At 72.0% G+C, this 14,890-nt stretch carries 15 protein-coding genes and 1 pseudogene; 7 read left to right on the forward strand and 9 right to left on the reverse strand.

The genetic code is table 11. From position 1 onward, the window contains the following. Positions 1 to 38: 38 nt before the first annotated feature. From N8I84_RS04720 to N8I84_RS04740, 5 genes and pseudogenes are all read left to right on the forward strand, one after another. A pseudogene (locus tag N8I84_RS04720) lies at positions 39 to 1,426 on the forward strand (rhamnulokinase). 74 nt (positions 1,427 to 1,500) lie between these two features. Next, positions 1,501 to 2,256: a (Fe-S)-binding protein gene (locus N8I84_RS04725; protein ID WP_263228333.1), complete on the forward strand. Its 756-nt coding sequence runs from the start codon at positions 1,501 to 1,503 to the stop codon at positions 2,254 to 2,256. Further along, positions 2,253 to 3,737 (forward strand): LutB/LldF family L-lactate oxidation iron-sulfur protein, encoded by a 1,485-nt coding sequence (locus N8I84_RS04730; RefSeq protein WP_263228334.1) that lies wholly within the window; start codon positions 2,253 to 2,255, stop codon positions 3,735 to 3,737. The genes N8I84_RS04725 and N8I84_RS04730 overlap by 4 nt, the downstream gene beginning before the upstream one ends. Further along, positions 3,734 to 4,375, forward strand: a complete 642-nt coding sequence (locus N8I84_RS04735) for a LutC/YkgG family protein (protein ID WP_263228336.1) — start codon at positions 3,734 to 3,736, stop codon at positions 4,373 to 4,375. The genes N8I84_RS04730 and N8I84_RS04735 overlap by 4 nt, the downstream gene beginning before the upstream one ends. Before the next feature lie 22 nt (positions 4,376 to 4,397). Next, positions 4,398 to 5,507 carry an ABC transporter ATP-binding protein gene (locus N8I84_RS04740; RefSeq protein ID WP_263228337.1) on the forward strand — a complete coding sequence of 370 codons (1,110 nt, stop codon included), beginning with the start codon at positions 4,398 to 4,400 and terminating at the stop codon, positions 5,505 to 5,507. On the opposite strand, the gene N8I84_RS04745 is transcribed toward N8I84_RS04740, so the two are convergent. Then, on the reverse strand, positions 5,497 to 7,110 hold the full coding sequence (locus N8I84_RS04745) for a multicopper oxidase family protein (protein ID WP_263228338.1): 1,614 nt from the start codon (positions 7,108 to 7,110) through the stop codon (positions 5,497 to 5,499). The two genes, N8I84_RS04740 and N8I84_RS04745, sit on opposite strands and share 11 nt — an antisense overlap. Then, on the reverse strand, positions 7,107 to 7,571 hold the full coding sequence (locus N8I84_RS04750; protein ID WP_263228339.1) for a hypothetical protein: 465 nt from the start codon (positions 7,569 to 7,571) through the stop codon (positions 7,107 to 7,109). Before N8I84_RS04750 ends, N8I84_RS04745 begins: the two co-directional genes overlap by 4 nt. A 68-nt stretch (positions 7,572 to 7,639) precedes the next feature. Here N8I84_RS04750 and N8I84_RS04755 point away from each other — a divergent pair, with 68 nt between their 5' ends. Further along, on the forward strand, positions 7,640 to 8,095 hold the full coding sequence (locus N8I84_RS04755; RefSeq protein ID WP_263228340.1) for a MarR family winged helix-turn-helix transcriptional regulator: 456 nt from the start codon (positions 7,640 to 7,642) through the stop codon (positions 8,093 to 8,095). A gap of 167 nt (positions 8,096 to 8,262) precedes the next feature. Here N8I84_RS04755 and N8I84_RS04760 read toward each other — a convergent pair whose 3' ends face one another. From N8I84_RS04760 to N8I84_RS04785, 6 genes are all read right to left on the reverse strand, one after another. Then, positions 8,263 to 9,198 (reverse strand): ABC transporter substrate-binding protein, encoded by a 936-nt coding sequence (locus tag N8I84_RS04760; protein ID WP_263228341.1) that lies wholly within the window; start codon positions 9,196 to 9,198, stop codon positions 8,263 to 8,265. Continuing rightward, the gene (locus N8I84_RS04765) at positions 9,195 to 9,866 is read right to left on the reverse strand and encodes an ABC transporter permease (protein WP_263228342.1); all 672 of its coding nucleotides are present in this window, start codon (positions 9,864 to 9,866) and stop codon (positions 9,195 to 9,197) included. The genes N8I84_RS04760 and N8I84_RS04765 overlap by 4 nt, the downstream gene beginning before the upstream one ends. Then, entirely contained in the window at positions 9,863 to 10,543 is a 681-nt protein-coding gene (locus tag N8I84_RS04770) for an ABC transporter permease (RefSeq protein WP_263228343.1), read from the reverse strand. Before N8I84_RS04770 ends, N8I84_RS04765 begins: the two co-directional genes overlap by 4 nt. A gap of 193 nt (positions 10,544 to 10,736) precedes the next feature. Further along, the gene (locus N8I84_RS04775) at positions 10,737 to 12,197 is read right to left on the reverse strand and encodes an aminotransferase class I/II-fold pyridoxal phosphate-dependent enzyme (RefSeq protein WP_263228344.1); all 1,461 of its coding nucleotides are present in this window, start codon (positions 12,195 to 12,197) and stop codon (positions 10,737 to 10,739) included. A 30-nt stretch (positions 12,198 to 12,227) separates the two neighbouring features. Then, entirely contained in the window at positions 12,228 to 12,437 is a 210-nt protein-coding gene (locus N8I84_RS04780; RefSeq protein WP_263228345.1) for a hypothetical protein, read from the reverse strand. 84 nt (positions 12,438 to 12,521) lie between these two features. Further along, complete coding sequence (locus N8I84_RS04785) at positions 12,522 to 13,187, reverse strand: UdgX family uracil-DNA binding protein (protein WP_263228346.1); 666 nt, start codon at positions 13,185 to 13,187, stop codon at positions 12,522 to 12,524. 139 nt (positions 13,188 to 13,326) lie between these two features. Here N8I84_RS04785 and N8I84_RS04790 point away from each other — a divergent pair, with 139 nt between their 5' ends. After that, complete coding sequence (locus tag N8I84_RS04790; RefSeq protein WP_263228347.1) at positions 13,327 to 13,680, forward strand: ANTAR domain-containing protein; 354 nt, start codon at positions 13,327 to 13,329, stop codon at positions 13,678 to 13,680. A 232-nt stretch (positions 13,681 to 13,912) separates the two neighbouring features. Here N8I84_RS04790 and N8I84_RS04795 read toward each other — a convergent pair whose 3' ends face one another. Next, positions 13,913 to 14,707: a SigB/SigF/SigG family RNA polymerase sigma factor gene (locus tag N8I84_RS04795; protein WP_263228348.1), complete on the reverse strand. Its 795-nt coding sequence runs from the start codon at positions 14,705 to 14,707 to the stop codon at positions 13,913 to 13,915. Positions 14,708 to 14,890: the final 183 nt, after the last annotated feature.

A 14,890-nucleotide genomic window follows, 5' to 3' on the forward strand; every position in this document is an offset into this window, starting at 1 on the left:
ACGCAGCGGTCGACCTCGGCGCGTCCAGCGGGCGCGTCATGGTCGGCCGCGTCGGCCCCGGCATCCTGGAGCTGACCGAGGCGCACCGCTTCCCGAACCGGCCCGTGCGGGTCCCCGAGGGGCTGCGCTGGGACATCCTGTCGCTGTACGCGGGCGTCCTGGACGGGCTGCGCGCGGCCGGTCAGGTCGACTCGGTCGGCATCGACAGCTGGGCCGTGGACTACGGCCTGCTGGACGCGGACGGGGCCCTGCTCGGCAACCCGGTGCACTACCGGGACGCCCGGACGGAGGGGATCGCGGAGAAGGTCTGGGCGACCGTCCCCGCGGACGAGCTGTACGCGGCCACCGGCTTGCAGTACGCGCCCTTCAACACGCTGTACCAGCTGACCGCGGCCCGCTCCACCGCCCAACTCGGCCAGGCCGAGCGCCTGTTGCTCATTCCGGACCTGCTGACGTACTGGCTGACGGGCGAGCAGGGCACCGAGCTGACCAACGCCTCCACCACCCAGCTCATCGACCCCCGCACCCGCGACTGGGCGTACGGCGTCGCGGCCCGGCTGGACATCGACCTGAGCATGTTCGCGCCGCTGCGCCGGCCCGGCGACCCGGCCGGTGTGCTGCGGCCCGAGGTGCTGGAAGAGACGGGTCTGCGGGGTCCCGTGCCGGTGACCACCGTGGGCTCGCACGACACGGCGTCCGCGGTGGCCGCCGTACCGGCCGTCGGTGAGCGGTTCGCCTACATCTGCACCGGCACCTGGTCGCTGGCCGGCCTGGAGCTCCGGGCACCCGTGCTGACCGAGGAGAGCCGGGCCGCCAACTTCACCAACGAGCTGGGCCTGGACGGCACGGTCCGATATCTGCGGAACATCATGGGGCTGTGGCTGCTCCAGGAGTGCGTACGGGAATGGGGCGACCCGGACCTGCCCGGGCTGCTGTCGGCCGCCGCGGAGGTCCCGGCGCTGCGGTCCGTGGTGGAGGCCGGCGACGCGGCTTTCCTGGCGCCCGGGCGGATGCCGGCGCGCATCGCCGAGGCGTGCCGGGCCTCGGGGCAGCCGGTGCCGGACTCGCCCGCCGAGGTCACGCGGTGCATCCTCGACTCCTCGCACTCGCCCACCGCCGGGCCGTGTCCGAGGCCCAGCGGCTCGCCGACCACCCGGTGGACGTGGTCCACATCGTCGGGGGCGGCACCCGAAACGCCCTGCTGTGCCAGCTGACCGCCGACGCCTGCGGGCTGCCGGTGGTGGCCGGTCCGACGGAGGCGGCCGCGCTCGGGAACGTCCTCGTCCAGGCCCGCGCCCACGGGCTCGTCGGCGACCGGGCCGAGATGCGCCGGCTGATCGCCGCCACCCAGTCGCTCACGCGGTACGAACCGCGCGGCGACACGGCCGTGTGGCGTGCGGCGGAGTCCCGGCTCGCCACGCCCTGAGCCGGGGTCTACCCTAAGTCACCCCCGCCGACTACCCTGCATTCATCCGATGACCGACCCTCCTAGGAGCCGCGATGCGTGTCGCCCTGTTCCTGACCTGCGTCAACGACACGCTGTATCCGGACACCGGCCGCGCCGTGGTGAAACTGCTGACCAGGCTGGGCGTAGAGGTGGACTTCCCGATGGCGCAGACGTGCTGCGGGCAGGCCCACTACAACACCGGATACCGGCATGAGGCCGAGCCGCTCGCCGTAAAGTTCTCCGATGTCTTCAGGGACTACGAGGCGATCGTGACGCCGTCGGGCTCGTGCGGGGCGATGGTGCGGGAGCTGTATCCGCGGATGGGCGAGCGGGCACGGGCGGAGGGTCGCGGGGACGCGCTCGCGGCCACGCTGGCGCCCGTGGTCCCGAAGACGTACGAGCTGACGGAGTTCCTGGTGGACGTGCTGGGAGTGACCGATGTCGGCGCGTACTACCCGCACAAGGTGACCTACCACCCGACCTGCCACGGTCTGCGGGGCCTTGGCCTCGGCGACCGCCCCAGGCGGCTGCTCCAGGCCGTGAAGGGACTGGAGTTGGCCGAGCTGCCGGGGGCCGAGGAGTGCTGTGGCTTCGGCGGTACGTTCGCCCTGAAGAACTCCGATGTCTCGGCGGCGATGGGCGTCGACAAGGTGCGCAACGCGGAGTCGACGGGCGCGGAGGTGCTGTGCGCGGCCGACAACTCCTGTCTGATGCACATCGGCGGGACGATGGCACGCCTGAGGGTCGGGATGCGGCCGGTGCACATCGCGGAGATCCTGGCGAGCACGGAAGAGGAGCCGCTGGCATGAGCGGAACGTATCTCGGTATGCCCGCCTTCCCGGCGGCGGCGCACGAGGCGGTGCGCGACCGGACCCTGCGCGGCAATCTGCGTCACGCCACCCACACCATCCGCGCCAAGCGTGCCAAGGCGGTCGCGGAGGTGTCCGACTGGGCGGCGCTGCGAGAGGCGGGCCGGCAGATCAAGGACCACACGCTGCGCCATCTCGACCGGTATCTGGTCCAGTTGGAGGAGTCGGTCACGGCTGCGGGCGGCGTGGTGCACTGGGCCGCCGACGCGGACGAGGCGAACCGGATCGTGGCCGAACTGGTCAGGGCGACCGGCGAGTCGGAAGTCGTCAAGGTCAAGTCGATGGCCACCCAGGAGATCGGCCTCAACGAGGCCTTGGAGGCGGAGGGCATCCGCGCCTACGAGACCGATCTCGCCGAGCTGATCGTCCAGTTGGGCAAGGACCGGCCCTCCCACATCCTCGTCCCGGCGATCCACCGGAACCGCGGCGAGATCCGGGACATCTTCCGCTCGGAGATGGCCGAGTGGGGCCGCCCCGCGCCCGAGGGGCTGACCGACACGCCCGCCGAACTCGCCGAGGCGGCCCGGCTGCACCTGCGGGAGAAGTTCCTGCGCGCCAAGGTCGGGATCTCCGGCGCGAACTTCATGGTCGCGGAGACCGGCACGCTGGTCGTGGTGGAGTCCGAGGGCAACGGGCGGATGTGCGTCACCCTCCCCGAGACGCTGATCTCGGTGGTCGGCATCGAGAAGATCGTGCCGACCTGGCGGGACCTGGAGGTGTTCCTGCAGACCCTGCCGCGCTCCTCCACGGCCGAACGCATGAACCCGTACACCAGTACGTGGACCGGCACGACCGACGAGGACGGACCGAATACCTTCCACCTGGTCCTGCTCGACAACGGGCGTACCGACACGCTCGCCGACCAGGTGGGCCGCCAGGCGCTGCGCTGCATCCGCTGTTCGGCGTGTCTCAATGTGTGCCCGGTGTACGAGCGGGCGGGCGGACACGCCTACGGCTCGGTGTACCCGGGCCCGATCGGCGCGATCCTCAGTCCCCAACTGAGGGGCACACAGAGCGAGATCGACGCCTCGCTGCCGTACGCGTCCTCGCTGTGCGGCGCCTGCTACGAGGTGTGCCCGGTCGCCATCGACATCCCCGAGGTGCTGGTGCACCTGCGGGAACGGGTCGTGCAGGGCGGGCCGGTGACACGGGGCGGGAACAAGGTCGTGCTGAGGCCCGCGAAGGGGCATGCCGCCGAACGGGCGGCGATGCGGGCGTCGCGCTGGGCGTTCGGCCACCCCGGGGTGCTGCGGACGGGTCAGCGGCTGGCGTCGCGGTCGCGCCGCTTCCTTCCCCGGACGCTGCCGGGGCCGGGCCGGGCGTGGAGCGCGAGCCGGGACCTGCCGCAGGTGCCGGCGGAGCCGTTCCGCGACTGGTGGCAGCGGACCCGGGGCGGCAAGGACGGAGGCGACGGAAAGTGAACAGCAGAGAGCAGATCCTGGGCCGGGTGCGGCGCGCGCTGACGGACGTACCGAAGGACGACACGGCGTACGAGCAGGCCGTTTCGCGTGACTATCTGCGGGAGCACGGCGAGCGCACCGTCGAGGAGACGGTCGATCTGCTGGCGGAGAACCTGGCGGACTACCGGGCGATCGTGCACCGCACCGATGCCGCCGCGCTGCCGTCGGTGCTGGCCGGTCTGCTCGCCGCGCGCGGCGCGCGCACCGTCCTGGTACCGCCCGGACTGCCGTCGCACTGGCTGACGGGCGTGGAGCAGGTCCCCGACCGGGCGGAGAGCACCCCGCACGAGCTGGACGGCGTCGACAGCGTGGTCACCGGCTGCGCCGTCGCCATCGCCGAGACCGGCACCATCGTGCTGGACGGCGCACCGGACCAGGGCCGCCGCCGTATCACCCTCGTCCCCGACCACCACATCTGTGTGGTGCGCGTGCCCGACCAGGTGGTCTCCTCCGTCCCCCAGGCCCTCGAACGGCTCGATCCGGCACGCCCGCTGACATGGATCTCCGGGCCGTCCGCGACGAGCGACATCGAGCTGGACCGGGTCGAGGGGGTGCACGGTCCGCGCACCCTGGAGGTGGTGCTGGTGAGCGGTGAGTGACCGGCGCGGTTAGCGTGAGGGAATGATCCGGTTCGAGCAGGTCACCAAGCGGTATCCGGACGGCACGACGGCCGTGCGCGACCTGTCGTTCGAGGTCGCCGAGGGGGAACTGGTCACGCTCGTCGGGCCGTCCGGGTGTGGCAAGACGACCACGATGATGCTGGTCAACCGGCTGGTGGAACCGACCTCCGGACGGGTCCTCGTGGGCGGTGACGACGTCGCGGGCGTCGATCCGGTGCGGTTGCGGCGCCGGATCGGCTACGTCATCCAGCAGGTGGGGCTGTTCCCGCACCGGACCGTGCTCGACAACACGGCGACCGTGCCACTGCTGCTGGGCTGGAAGAGGGCGAGGGCGCGCGCGCGGGCCGCCGAGCTGCTGGAGCTGGTGGGCCTGGACCCGAGGACGTACGGGCCGCGCTACCCCGACCAGTTGTCGGGCGGCCAGCGGCAGCGGGTGGGGGTGGCGCGGGCGCTGGCCGCCGATCCGCCCGTGCTGCTCATGGACGAGCCGTTCGGGGCGGTCGACCCGGTGGTGCGGAAGCAGTTGCAGGACGAGTTCCTGCGGATGCAGGCGGCGGTGCGCAAGACGGTGCTGCTGGTCACGCACGACATCGAGGAAGCGGTGCGGCTGGGCGATCGGATCGCGGTGTACGGGCAGGGGCGCGTCGAGCAGTTCGACACGCCGGGAGCGGTCCTGGGCAGGCCGGCCACGCCGTGTGTCGCCGCGTTCGTGGGCGCGGACCGTGGGCTGAAGCGCCTGTCGGTGACGGAGGTCCAGCCGGGCGACCTCGAACAGCCGCCGGTCACCCGCCTCGACGAGCCCGCCCGGCGGGCCGAGGCCCGGTTGCGAGCCGAGGGCGCACTCCGGGCGGTCGTCCTCGCCGCTGGCGGCGATCTGCACGGCTGGGTCGGCACCGAGGAGCTGGCCGGCGGCGGCCTCGTACGCGACCACGCCCACCGGATGGACTGTTGGGTTCCGGTGGGCGCTTCGCTGAAGGAGGCGTTCGAGGCGATGCTCCGGTACGACGCCGGGTGGGTGGCCGTTCTGGACGGAAGGCACTTCCTCGGCGTCCTGACCCCGGCCGGACTCCACTCGGCCCTCCGCCGCTCGGCGGACGCGTTCACTCCGTGACGAAGTCGGCCATCATCGCCATGTCCTCGTGTTCCAGGTTGTGGCAGTGCAGCATGTAGCGGCCCGGGTAGTCGGTGAACCGGGTGACGATCTCCACGGATTCGGCGGGGCGCAGGTCGACCGTGTCCTTCCAGCCCGCGTCGTACGGCCCGGGCGAGCGGCCGTTGCGGGCGGTCACCCGGAAGTGGTTGAGGTGGAGATGGACGGGGTGGTGGAAGTCGGTGACGAACCGCCACACCTCGGTGGCGCCGAGCCGGACGGTGGCCAGGGGCCTGCCGGGCTCGTAGGAGCGGCCGTTGATGGTCCAGCCGGTGGATCCGGCGCGTCGCTGGAAGTGGAACGTCCGCACCGCCGTGGCCCGGTCCGGGCGCGGCGTGGGTATCGCGGACAGCCGTGCCGGTATGCGTGAGTCGTCGGCCGGTGGCCGGGCGGTGGAGACGTCGAACCGCATCACGGCCGCCGTGCCGCCGCTGCCCAGCTGGTTGACCAGCCGTACGCGGGTGCCGGGCCGGTAGCGGGAGAAGTCGACGACCACGTCGAAGCGTTCGGCCGGGGCGATCTCCAGCGAGTCGTGCGCGAGCGGCGTCTGAAGCAGGCCGCCGTCGCCGCCGATCTGCACCAGACCGCCGCCACCCGGAGGCGGAGGGTCGAGCGCCAGACGGTAGCGGCGGGCGTTCGAGGCGTTGAGCAGGCGCAGCCGGTAGCGCAGCCGCCGGGTCGGAAGCACCGGCCACGGTGCCCCGTTGACCAGGATGACGTCGCCCAGGACGCCGTCCATGTAGCGCGCACGGACGCCCGGTGTGTGCTGTGCCGCGTCCAGGGCCGGGTACCGGAATGAGCCGTCGGCCGCGAAGGACCGGTCGGTGATCATCAGGGGGATGTCGCGGTCGCCGCGGGGCAGCGGCAGCGCCTCTTCCTCGTCGTCGTGGACGAGGTGGAACCCGGCGAGGCCGTGCCAGACGTTCGGGCCGGTGAAGCCCATGCGGTGGTCGTGGTACCAGAGGGTGGCGGCTCGTTGCTCCATCGGATACGTGTACGTCCGCACGACCGCCGCACTGTCGTGGGAGTCGGCGGTCCCCGCCATGCCGGTCGTCCCCGGCATCGCCGCCGTCCCCGGCATCGCCGCCATGTCGTCCGCCCCGGACACGGTGCCGCCGCGCGGCAGGATCAGCGCGGTCGGATAGCCGTCGCTGCCGTACGGGGTGTGGCCTCCGTGCAGGTGGACGACGGTCGGATGCGGCAGTTCGTTGCGGTGCCGCACCACAGTGCGGCGTCCCGAGCGCGAGAGCAGCGTAGGCCCGGGGAAGGTTCCGCCGTAGGTCCAGGCGGTGGTCTCCGGACCGGGCAGGATACGCAGGCGCGCCGTCCGCTGAGTGATCTCGTACACGTCCGTCGTGCCGTCGGTGCGGACCGGCGCGAGCACGGACGGCACGGGCAGCGGCACCGCGTACCGCGGCGGCAGGGGGGCCTGGCTGCGCAGCAGCAGTCCCGGCTGACCGGGCGTCAGCGCGCCCGAGGCCATGGTCCATCCGCCGACGGTGAGCGCACCGCCGCCGAGGGCCGCCGCGGCGAGCAGGCGGCGTCGGCCGATGCCCCGGCTCATGCGCGCCCCTCCGCACGGCGGGAACGGTCCGGACGCCACGCCCAGACCAGCATCAGCAAGGTGCAGGCGATGATCGCCACGCCCAGCGGGACATGAACGGCGAGCACGCGCGCGTACCCCATGGCGATCTGTCCGGCCTCCGCCCCGAACAGCGCGATGCCGGTCAGGGCCGGCCAGCCGGGCCCGCCGCCGGGCCGCCACAGCAGCGCCGAAGCCACGATCTGGGCCACGGCGACGAGCCCGGTGGCGGTCGCGTTGAGGGCGTGCAGGTCGAGGGCTCCGTAGTGACCGGACAGGAAGCTCCCGGCCAGTACCGCCTGCCCGACGGCCAGGACGGCCTCGCATGTCACCACGGTCCGGAAGAGCACGAGGGCCCAGGGCCGCACCGAGTGGCGGCCACCGTCGCCGGGTGCGGGCGGATCCGCCACCGGGCGCGGGGAAGGAACGATCCGATTAGGCATGGATGAGATAGTGCCAGATGAGAATATCTCTTGGGAACCAATCTCGGCTTGCCCTATGCTGAACGGCCATGAACGCCCCCCGCTCCGCCTCCACCGCGCCCGATGCCGGCCCCGCGCGCATCGGCCCGCTGCTCCGTCTCGCGCAGCGACGGGCCGCACGGACGTTCACCGAGGCGCTGCGTCCGCTCGGCATCGAAGGCCGGCACTACGGGGTGTTGCTCAACCTCACCAGGCACGGAGCGCTCAGCCAGCGCCGGCTCATCGACCTCACCGGCAGCGACAAGTCCTCGATGGTGCGCACGGTCGACGACCTGGAGGCCCGCGGTCTGGCCGTGCGGCGGCCCTCGCCCGCCGACCGGCGCGCCCACGCGGTGGAGTTGACCGAAGAGGGCAGAGCCCTGTTCGCCGAGGCCTCGCGGATCGCCGACGAGGTGGGCGCCCGGCTCCTGGACTGCCTGGAGGAGGACGACCAGGAACTGTTGTGCTCACTTCTGGAACGCTTCGTCAGAGCACCAGAGACGTAGAGCACCAGGGGCGTAGGGCGTGTGCGTCACAACCGGGCGGCGGACAGTGGCGGGCATGACCCGGCAGCCACGGACCGCCCGGTCGGGCGTAGCGTCGTCCTGCTGAGGCGTGGCTGTGCGATGCCGTTCATCGGCTTCCGGAGCGGACAGGATGCCCACCCGCCGCGTCACTTCAGGAGCCCCTTGTCCTCGAGGTAGGCGCGGGCCACGTCCTGCGGCAGCCGCCGCCAGCTGTCCACCCGCTGGTTCAGGGACGTCAGGTCTTCTGTCGTCAGGACCGAGTTGAGGGCGCCCAGGGCCTCGGTGACACGGACTCCGCCCGCCCGGGCGCGGTTGACGACCGGGACGACGTAGTCCGCGTTCTGCAGGTGTCTGTCGTCGGCGAGCAGGACGAGCCCGAACGCGTCGAGGGTGGCGTCCGTCGTGGTGGTCAGCACCATCTGGTCCCGTCCGTCCTGGACGGCCCGCTTGGCCTGTGTGGTGCCGACACCCTTGGGGTCGACGCCGGTGACGTCGATGCCGTAGACCTTCCTCAACCCCGGAGCGCAGTACGGCCGGCGCACGCACTCGTCCCCGGCAGCGAGCCGCACCTTCAGGCCGGAGCGGCCGAGGTCGCTCAGGGTCCTCAGGTGGTGGTCGCGGGCGTAGGCGCGGGTCACCGCGAAGGCGTTCCGGTCGACCGCGCGGCCCGGGTCGAGCACCGTCAGTCCGCGGGGCTCGGCCAGTCTCCGCAGCGCTCTCATGGTGGCGGCGAGGTCCGGCGAGCCGACGGGCGCGGCCCCGGCGCCGTGGGACCTTGCCTGGAGCCAGTCCGCGAAGGTGGCCGCGTACTCCGGAATCACGTCGATCTGCCCGGATTCCAGGGCGGGTTCGTACAGTTCGCGGTTGGCGACGGTGATGAGGGAGGTCGTGTAGCCGGCCCGGTTCAGCAGCAGGGCGTACATGTGGGCGAGCAGGTCGCTCTCGGTGAAGCCGGCTGAGCCGACGGTCAGGTGCCTGCTGTCGCCGGGCGGCGCGGTGACCCGGCCCCGGGTCTCCAGGGAGGGGCCCGTCATACAGCCGGCGACCACCAGGACGGACGCGAGCGCCGCGTACCGTCTCATCGCCGGCCCCCCGCCCGGCGCGACGCCAGCCGCTCGACGACCTCGAAGATCCCCTCGACCGCCAGTGCGAACGCGGCCACCAGGACCGCCCCCGCGACGACCTGCGGCGTACTGGCCAGGTTGAAGCCCGCGGTGATGATGCGGCCGAGTCCGCCGCCCCCGGCCAGCGCGGCGATCGTGGCGGTGGCGACGAGCTGGACGGCGGCGATGCGCACCCCGCCCAGCACCATGGGGAGCGACAGGGGCAGTTCCACGTGAAGGAGCATCTGCCGGCCGGTCATGCCCATCCCCCGCGCCGCCCGCACCACGTCGGGGTCGACCTCCCGCATGCCGACGTACGCGTTGGTCAGCAGCGGCGGCACCGCGAACAGCACGAGAGCGACGACGGTCGGGCCGTCGCCCCAAGCGCCGATCGGGGTGAGCAGCAGGAGCACCAGTACGGCGAAGGTGGGGACGGCGCGGCCGACGTTGGAGAGGTTGACGGCGAGTGCGCCGCCCTTGCCGAGGTGACCCAGGACGAGGGCGACGGGCAGTGCGATCAGGCAGCTGACGAGAAGACAGACGGCGGTCAGGACGAGGTGCTGCTGCAGCCGGTGCCCGATGCCGTCGTCGCCCGCCCAGTGCGCCGGGTCGGTGAGCCAGTCCCAGGTGTCTCCGAGGGTCCTCATCGGCTTCTCGCCCTCGCCCAGGGGGTGGCGAGCCGTTGCACAGCGAGCAGCAGCACGTCGGCGGCCACCGCGATCAGCACGCACAGCACGGACGCGGTCAGCACCTGCGCCTTGAAGTAGGTGTTCATGCCCGCGTAGATGAGGTTGCCGAGACCGCCGAAGCCGACGACCGCCCCGACCGTGACCAGGGACACCGACGAGACGGTCGCGATGCGCAGGCCGGCCATGGCGGCGGGCAGGGCGAGCGGCAGTTCCACGGTGAGCAGCAGCCGGATCGGCCCGTAGCCCATGCCGAGGGCGGCCTGCCGGGTCTCCTCGGGAACGGCGCGCAGCCCGGCGAGGATGTTCCGGACGAGCAGGGTGAGCGAGTACAGGGCGAGTCCGGTGACGACCAGGGTCGCCGACAGCCCGTACAGGGGCAGGAGCAGCGAGAACATGGCCAGCGACGGAATCGTGTAGAGGACCGTCGTGACGCCGAGGACGGGTGCGGCGGCCCGGCGCATGCGGCGCGCCAGGACCGCGAGCGGGACCGCGACGAGCAGGCCGATGACGACGGAGGCCGTGACCAGCTGCAGATGCTGGAGCACCGCGTCGAGGAGGATGTGGCGGCGGGTGCGCAGGTAGGCGCCGCAGATCCACTCGTTGCGGGCGAGGCAGTCGTCCGGGGGCGTGGTCACACGTCCATGGGACCGGGCGGGCGAGGGGCCCCGCTCGTTGTGGTGGCCCGTCGGGGTGTCGCCGTCCGCACCGCGGTGGCGACGGAGGCGTCGTGCGTGCGGGGCGGGGGGGGAGCCGCGGCACGCGTGAGCTGCGTACGACCCGAGGGGCAGCCCCAGGGCGGGGCCGCCCCTCGTGCGCGTGCGGGACGGCTCAGCGGCTCACGCTGATGGTGTCCAGCTGGGGGTCGTCGGCGTCGGGGAGGTTCATGCCCGACTCCAGGCCCGTACGCAGATAGCGCAGTACTGGCTCGGTGAGGCGTTCGCCCGGCAGGACGGCCGGGATGCCCGGCGGATAGGGCGTGATCATCTCGGCGCAGATCCGGCCTGCCGCCTGCTCCAGGGGCACGGACTCCTTGGGCCCGAAGTACGCGTCACGCGGCAGGCGCACCTGTTCGAGGCGCATCCCGTCTCCCGTCGGCACCTCGGGGTGCGTCAGACCGGCCGAGAGCTCGTCGGCGTGCCCGGCGAGGTCGCGCAGGGCCTGGAGCAGCGGCCGGACGGTGTCGGGCGAGTCGGCGAAGGTGAGCTGTGCGCTGATCCGGCGGTGGTCGGAGAGGTGCATGTCGATGTGGTGTTCGGCGCGCAGCCAGTCGGCGGCGCGGTAGCCGCTCGTGCCGAGGCCGCTGACGTCGATGGTGACGGGCAGCGGGTCGTAGTCCGCGGACAGGCCGGGGCCCACCAGGTCGTCGCGCCCGAGGACCTCCAGGCCCGGGATCTCCTCGACGGCGGCCCGGACCTGCTCGGTCAGGTGCAGGGCGTCGTCCAGCAGGTCCTTGCCGCGCAGGGCCATCTGGCGACGCCAGGCGTCGAGTCCCGCGAAGATGAGGACGGAGGGGCTGGTGGTGCCCAGCAGGTCGGCACGTGACTTCAGGGTCGTGGGATCGATCAAAGGCCCCTGCAGATGGAAGACAGAGCCCTGTTCGAAGCCGCTGCCCATTTTGTGGATGCTGGTCACGCAGACGTCCGCGCCGGCGTCCATCGCCCAGGACGGCAGATCCGGATGGAAGGGCAGGTGCGCGCCCCACGCCTCGTCGACGATGAGCGGCACTCCGCGTGCCTGGCAGACCTCGGCGATCGCGGCCAGGTCCGCGCAGCCGCCGTACGGGGTCGGGCTGGTGACCAGGGCGCCGCGCGCCTCGGGGTGGCGGTCGAGGGCCTCGGCGAAGGCCTCCGGTGAGGGTGCGTGCGCGAAGCGCTGCCGCTCGTCCCACTGGGGGTCGGCCCAGACGGGCTCGATGCCGGCCAGGATCAGTCCGGAGACCACCGACTTGTGGGCGTCACGGCCCACGACGAGCTGCTCGTGCGGCCCCGCCACGGCGAGCATCGCGGCCTTCACGGACAGCGAACTGCCGCACGTGGTGAAGAAGGTGTGCTCGGCGTGGACGGCGTCCGCCATCAGCTCCTCGGCCCGCACCAGGACGTCGCCGGTCATGCGGCGGTCGTCGAGACCGCCCGAGGCGAGCACATCGGAGCGGAAGACGTCGCTCAGAAGCTCTCTGGCCTCCGGGTCGGCGCCGCGGGCCTGTTTGTGCCCGGGCGGGGTGAAGGCGAGCTCCCCGCGCTCGTGGTAGCGGCGCAGGGCTTCGAGAATCGGCACTCGGGTCTGGTCCACGGGTGTTCCCTCCTTCGTTCGAGCGGTCGGTCACGGCTCTCGGTCGGAGGGGCGTCCCTCGGCGGTCTTCCGGTTGGCCTGGCGGCTCGGGGTGATCGGGTCGCCCGCGCCGCCCCCGGTGCCCCCGCCGGTGTCGGTGTCGTCCTCGCGGCCCTGCTCCTTCACCTCCTGAAGAACCTCCTCGGTGGCGGTACGGGTCGGCTTCTTGCGCCACGGCAGGCGCGACAGGATCGTGCTCATGGCGGGCCGGGTACCCGCGGATCGCCCGATCAGGCGGGCCGGAGCCGCCGCTCACGCATTCGGCGCCCGCACCGCCGCTTCAGCTCAGGCCCGCCCGTTCAGCGCCCGCGCCGCCACCTTCAGGTCGGACACGAGCCCGGCGTACGCCGCCTCCCGGTCGTCGGCGCGGAGGATCGCCGAGGGGTGCACCGTCGCGACGACGTACCGCTCGTCCTCGGAGCCGGGCAGCGGGAGCAGGCTCCCGCGGTCCTTGCTCACCCGGAAGGAGCCGCCCAGCAGCGACTTGGCGGCCGTCGCGCCCAGGGCAACCACCACGTCGGGCCGGATCAGTTCCAGTTCGGCGCGCAACCAGGGCTTGCAGGCGCCCATCTCGCGGAGGCTGGGCGCCTTGTGGATGCGCCGCTTGCCGCGTTCGGGGACGACGGTGAACTTGAAGTGCTTGACCGCGTTGGTGACGTACGCGGTGCCGCGGTCGATGCCGGCATCGGTCAGCGCCTTGTCCAGCAGGCGTCCGGCCGGGCCCACGAAGGGTTCGCCCTGGCGGTCCTCCTGGTCGCCCGGCTGCTCGCCGACCAGCACGACCCGCGCCGAGCCGTCCCCCTGGCCGAACACGGTCTGGGTGGCGTTCTCGTACAGGGGGCAGCCATGGCAGTCGGCGGCGGCACGCCGGTATGCGGCGAGGTCACCGCCGTCCGGCAGGAACGGGGTCGCGTCGTACGCGCTCGCCCGGGCGTCCTCGGTACGGCTCATGACTTTCTTCACCTCCCCGGCCCACGGTCCTGACCCGGTCCCCGCAGTACCCCTTCTCCCGGCTCGCACACCCCTGGCGCGGTGGGGACGATGGAGGAAGCCCGACATCGGCGAAGACCACAGCAGCCCGGAGGGGACGATGACCTCGAAAGCCCGTCCGGGAGACGACGAGCCGGACACCACCTCCCAGGCGGAACGGATCTTCCAGCTGGAGGAGGAGATCTGCCAGCTGAAGGAGGCCGTCACCTCGCACGCGACGGTGGACCAGGCCATCGGCATGCTCGTCGCCCTGGGCCATGTGACGCCCGGCCAGGGATGGGAGGTGCTGCGGGAGGTCTCGCAGCACGCGAACATCAAACTGCGCAATGTCGCGGAGATGATACTGATCTGGGGCCGCGACGGGGATCTGCCGGACGACCTGCGCGTCCTTCTGGAGGACACGCTCGACCGCTACGGCCCCACGCAGTTGCCGGAGGGTCCGCCGCAGCACTGACGCCGCGTGTGCCGGCGTCGTGTTTCAAACACCCTCTCGCGGATAGTCCGGAAAGGTGTCGGCGCACTGGCCAACCGTTCCCGGGAGGGTTCGGCAGTGAGCCCACCGCAAACGGCCGTCCGGTCGACAAGCGGCTCGGGCGGCCGAATGCGATGCGAACCGATGCCGCGGCGGATCGGCAGGGCGGATCGGCAGAGCGGAACGGGCAGGACGGATCGGCCGGGTCCGGGCATCAGGCGCTGTCGGAAAGGGCCTCCTCACGCACACGCGCACAGCATCCGCTGAGCAGGCGCGAGACGTGCATCTGGGAGATGCCGAGCTGGCTCGCGATGCGGCTCTGGGTCATCCCCCGGAAATAGCGCAGATAGAGGATGGTTCGCTCGCGCTCGGGCAGGGAGCGCAGACACGGCTTGACGGCCTCCCGGTCGACGATCAGGTCGTAGCCGGCGTCTGAGTCGCCGAGGGCGTCGCCGAGCGCGTAGCCGTCGTCGCTGCCGGCGACCTCCGCGTCCAGGGAGAGCGCGGTGAAGCTGTCCATGGCTTCCAGTCCCACCCGAACATCGTCCTCGCTGAGGTGCGCGTGCTCGGCGATCTCTGCGACGGTCGGGCCGTGCCCCGGGGTCTCCTGTCCGATCTCCTTGACGGCCGCCCGCACCCGGTTGCGCAGGTCCTGAACACGCCGCGGTACGTGCAGGACCCACATGTGGTCCCGGAAGTGCCGCTTGATCTCACCGGTGATGGTGGGAATGGCATAACTCTCGAACGCGTAGCCGCGCGCCGGCTCATAGCGGTCGACCGCCTTGACCAGCCCGAGGGCGGCCACCTGGCACAGATCCTCGACGGACTCGCCCCTGCCTCTGTAGCGCCGGGCGATGCGCTCGGCCATCGGCAGCCACGACCGGACGATCTCGTCGCGCAGCGCCTGCCGCTCTGGGCCGTCGGGCAGCCCGCGCAGCTGAGCGAAGGCGTCGGTGGTGTCAGGGGCGTCGTCGTGCGGGTGTTGCTTGGCCTTGACCGTGATGCGCATGTGCTTTTCAACTCCCTCGAGGGGCTGATTGGACAGTCACCATGGGAGGGCGCACTCACGGAACAGGCACGAGGAACACACCCGGGGCCGGTGAGCCAGCTCCCACGGACGTGCCTCCTGTCCGAAGCACTAATCAGCCCATTCCCGACTTTCTGGACGACAAACAATTTCTCGGACAGAGTG

Origin of the sequence: Streptomyces cynarae (genome assembly GCF_025642135.1) — a bacterium.
GTDB lineage: Bacteria > Actinomycetota > Actinomycetes > Streptomycetales > Streptomycetaceae > Streptomyces > Streptomyces cynarae.

What these genes read in the sequence shown, in the direction of transcription:
- N8I84_RS04750 (WP_263228339.1), bottom strand. Translation starts at nt 7,571, where the DNA reads ATGCCTAATCGGATCGTTCCTTCCCCGCGCCCGGTGGCGGATCCGCCC.
- N8I84_RS04755 (WP_263228340.1), top strand. Translation starts at nt 7,640, where the DNA reads ATGAACGCCCCCCGCTCCGCCTCCACCGCGCCCGATGCCGGCCCCGCG.
- N8I84_RS04725 (WP_263228333.1), top strand. Translation starts at nt 1,501, where the DNA reads ATGCGTGTCGCCCTGTTCCTGACCTGCGTCAACGACACGCTGTATCCG.
- N8I84_RS04765 (WP_263228342.1), bottom strand. Translation starts at nt 9,866, where the DNA reads ATGAGGACCCTCGGAGACACCTGGGACTGGCTCACCGACCCGGCGCAC.
- N8I84_RS04745 (WP_263228338.1), bottom strand. Translation starts at nt 7,110, where the DNA reads ATGAGCCGGGGCATCGGCCGACGCCGCCTGCTCGCCGCGGCGGCCCTC.
- N8I84_RS04795 (WP_263228348.1), bottom strand. Translation starts at nt 14,707, where the DNA reads ATGCGCATCACGGTCAAGGCCAAGCAACACCCGCACGACGACGCCCCT.
- N8I84_RS04740 (WP_263228337.1), top strand. Translation starts at nt 4,398, where the DNA reads ATGATCCGGTTCGAGCAGGTCACCAAGCGGTATCCGGACGGCACGACG.
- N8I84_RS04760 (WP_263228341.1), bottom strand. Translation starts at nt 9,198, where the DNA reads ATGAGACGGTACGCGGCGCTCGCGTCCGTCCTGGTGGTCGCCGGCTGT.
- N8I84_RS04780 (WP_263228345.1), bottom strand. Translation starts at nt 12,437, where the DNA reads ATGAGCACGATCCTGTCGCGCCTGCCGTGGCGCAAGAAGCCGACCCGT.
- N8I84_RS04785 (WP_263228346.1), bottom strand. Translation starts at nt 13,187, where the DNA reads ATGAGCCGTACCGAGGACGCCCGGGCGAGCGCGTACGACGCGACCCCG.
- N8I84_RS04730 (WP_263228334.1), top strand. Translation starts at nt 2,253, where the DNA reads ATGAGCGGAACGTATCTCGGTATGCCCGCCTTCCCGGCGGCGGCGCAC.
- N8I84_RS04790 (WP_263228347.1), top strand. Translation starts at nt 13,327, where the DNA reads ATGACCTCGAAAGCCCGTCCGGGAGACGACGAGCCGGACACCACCTCC.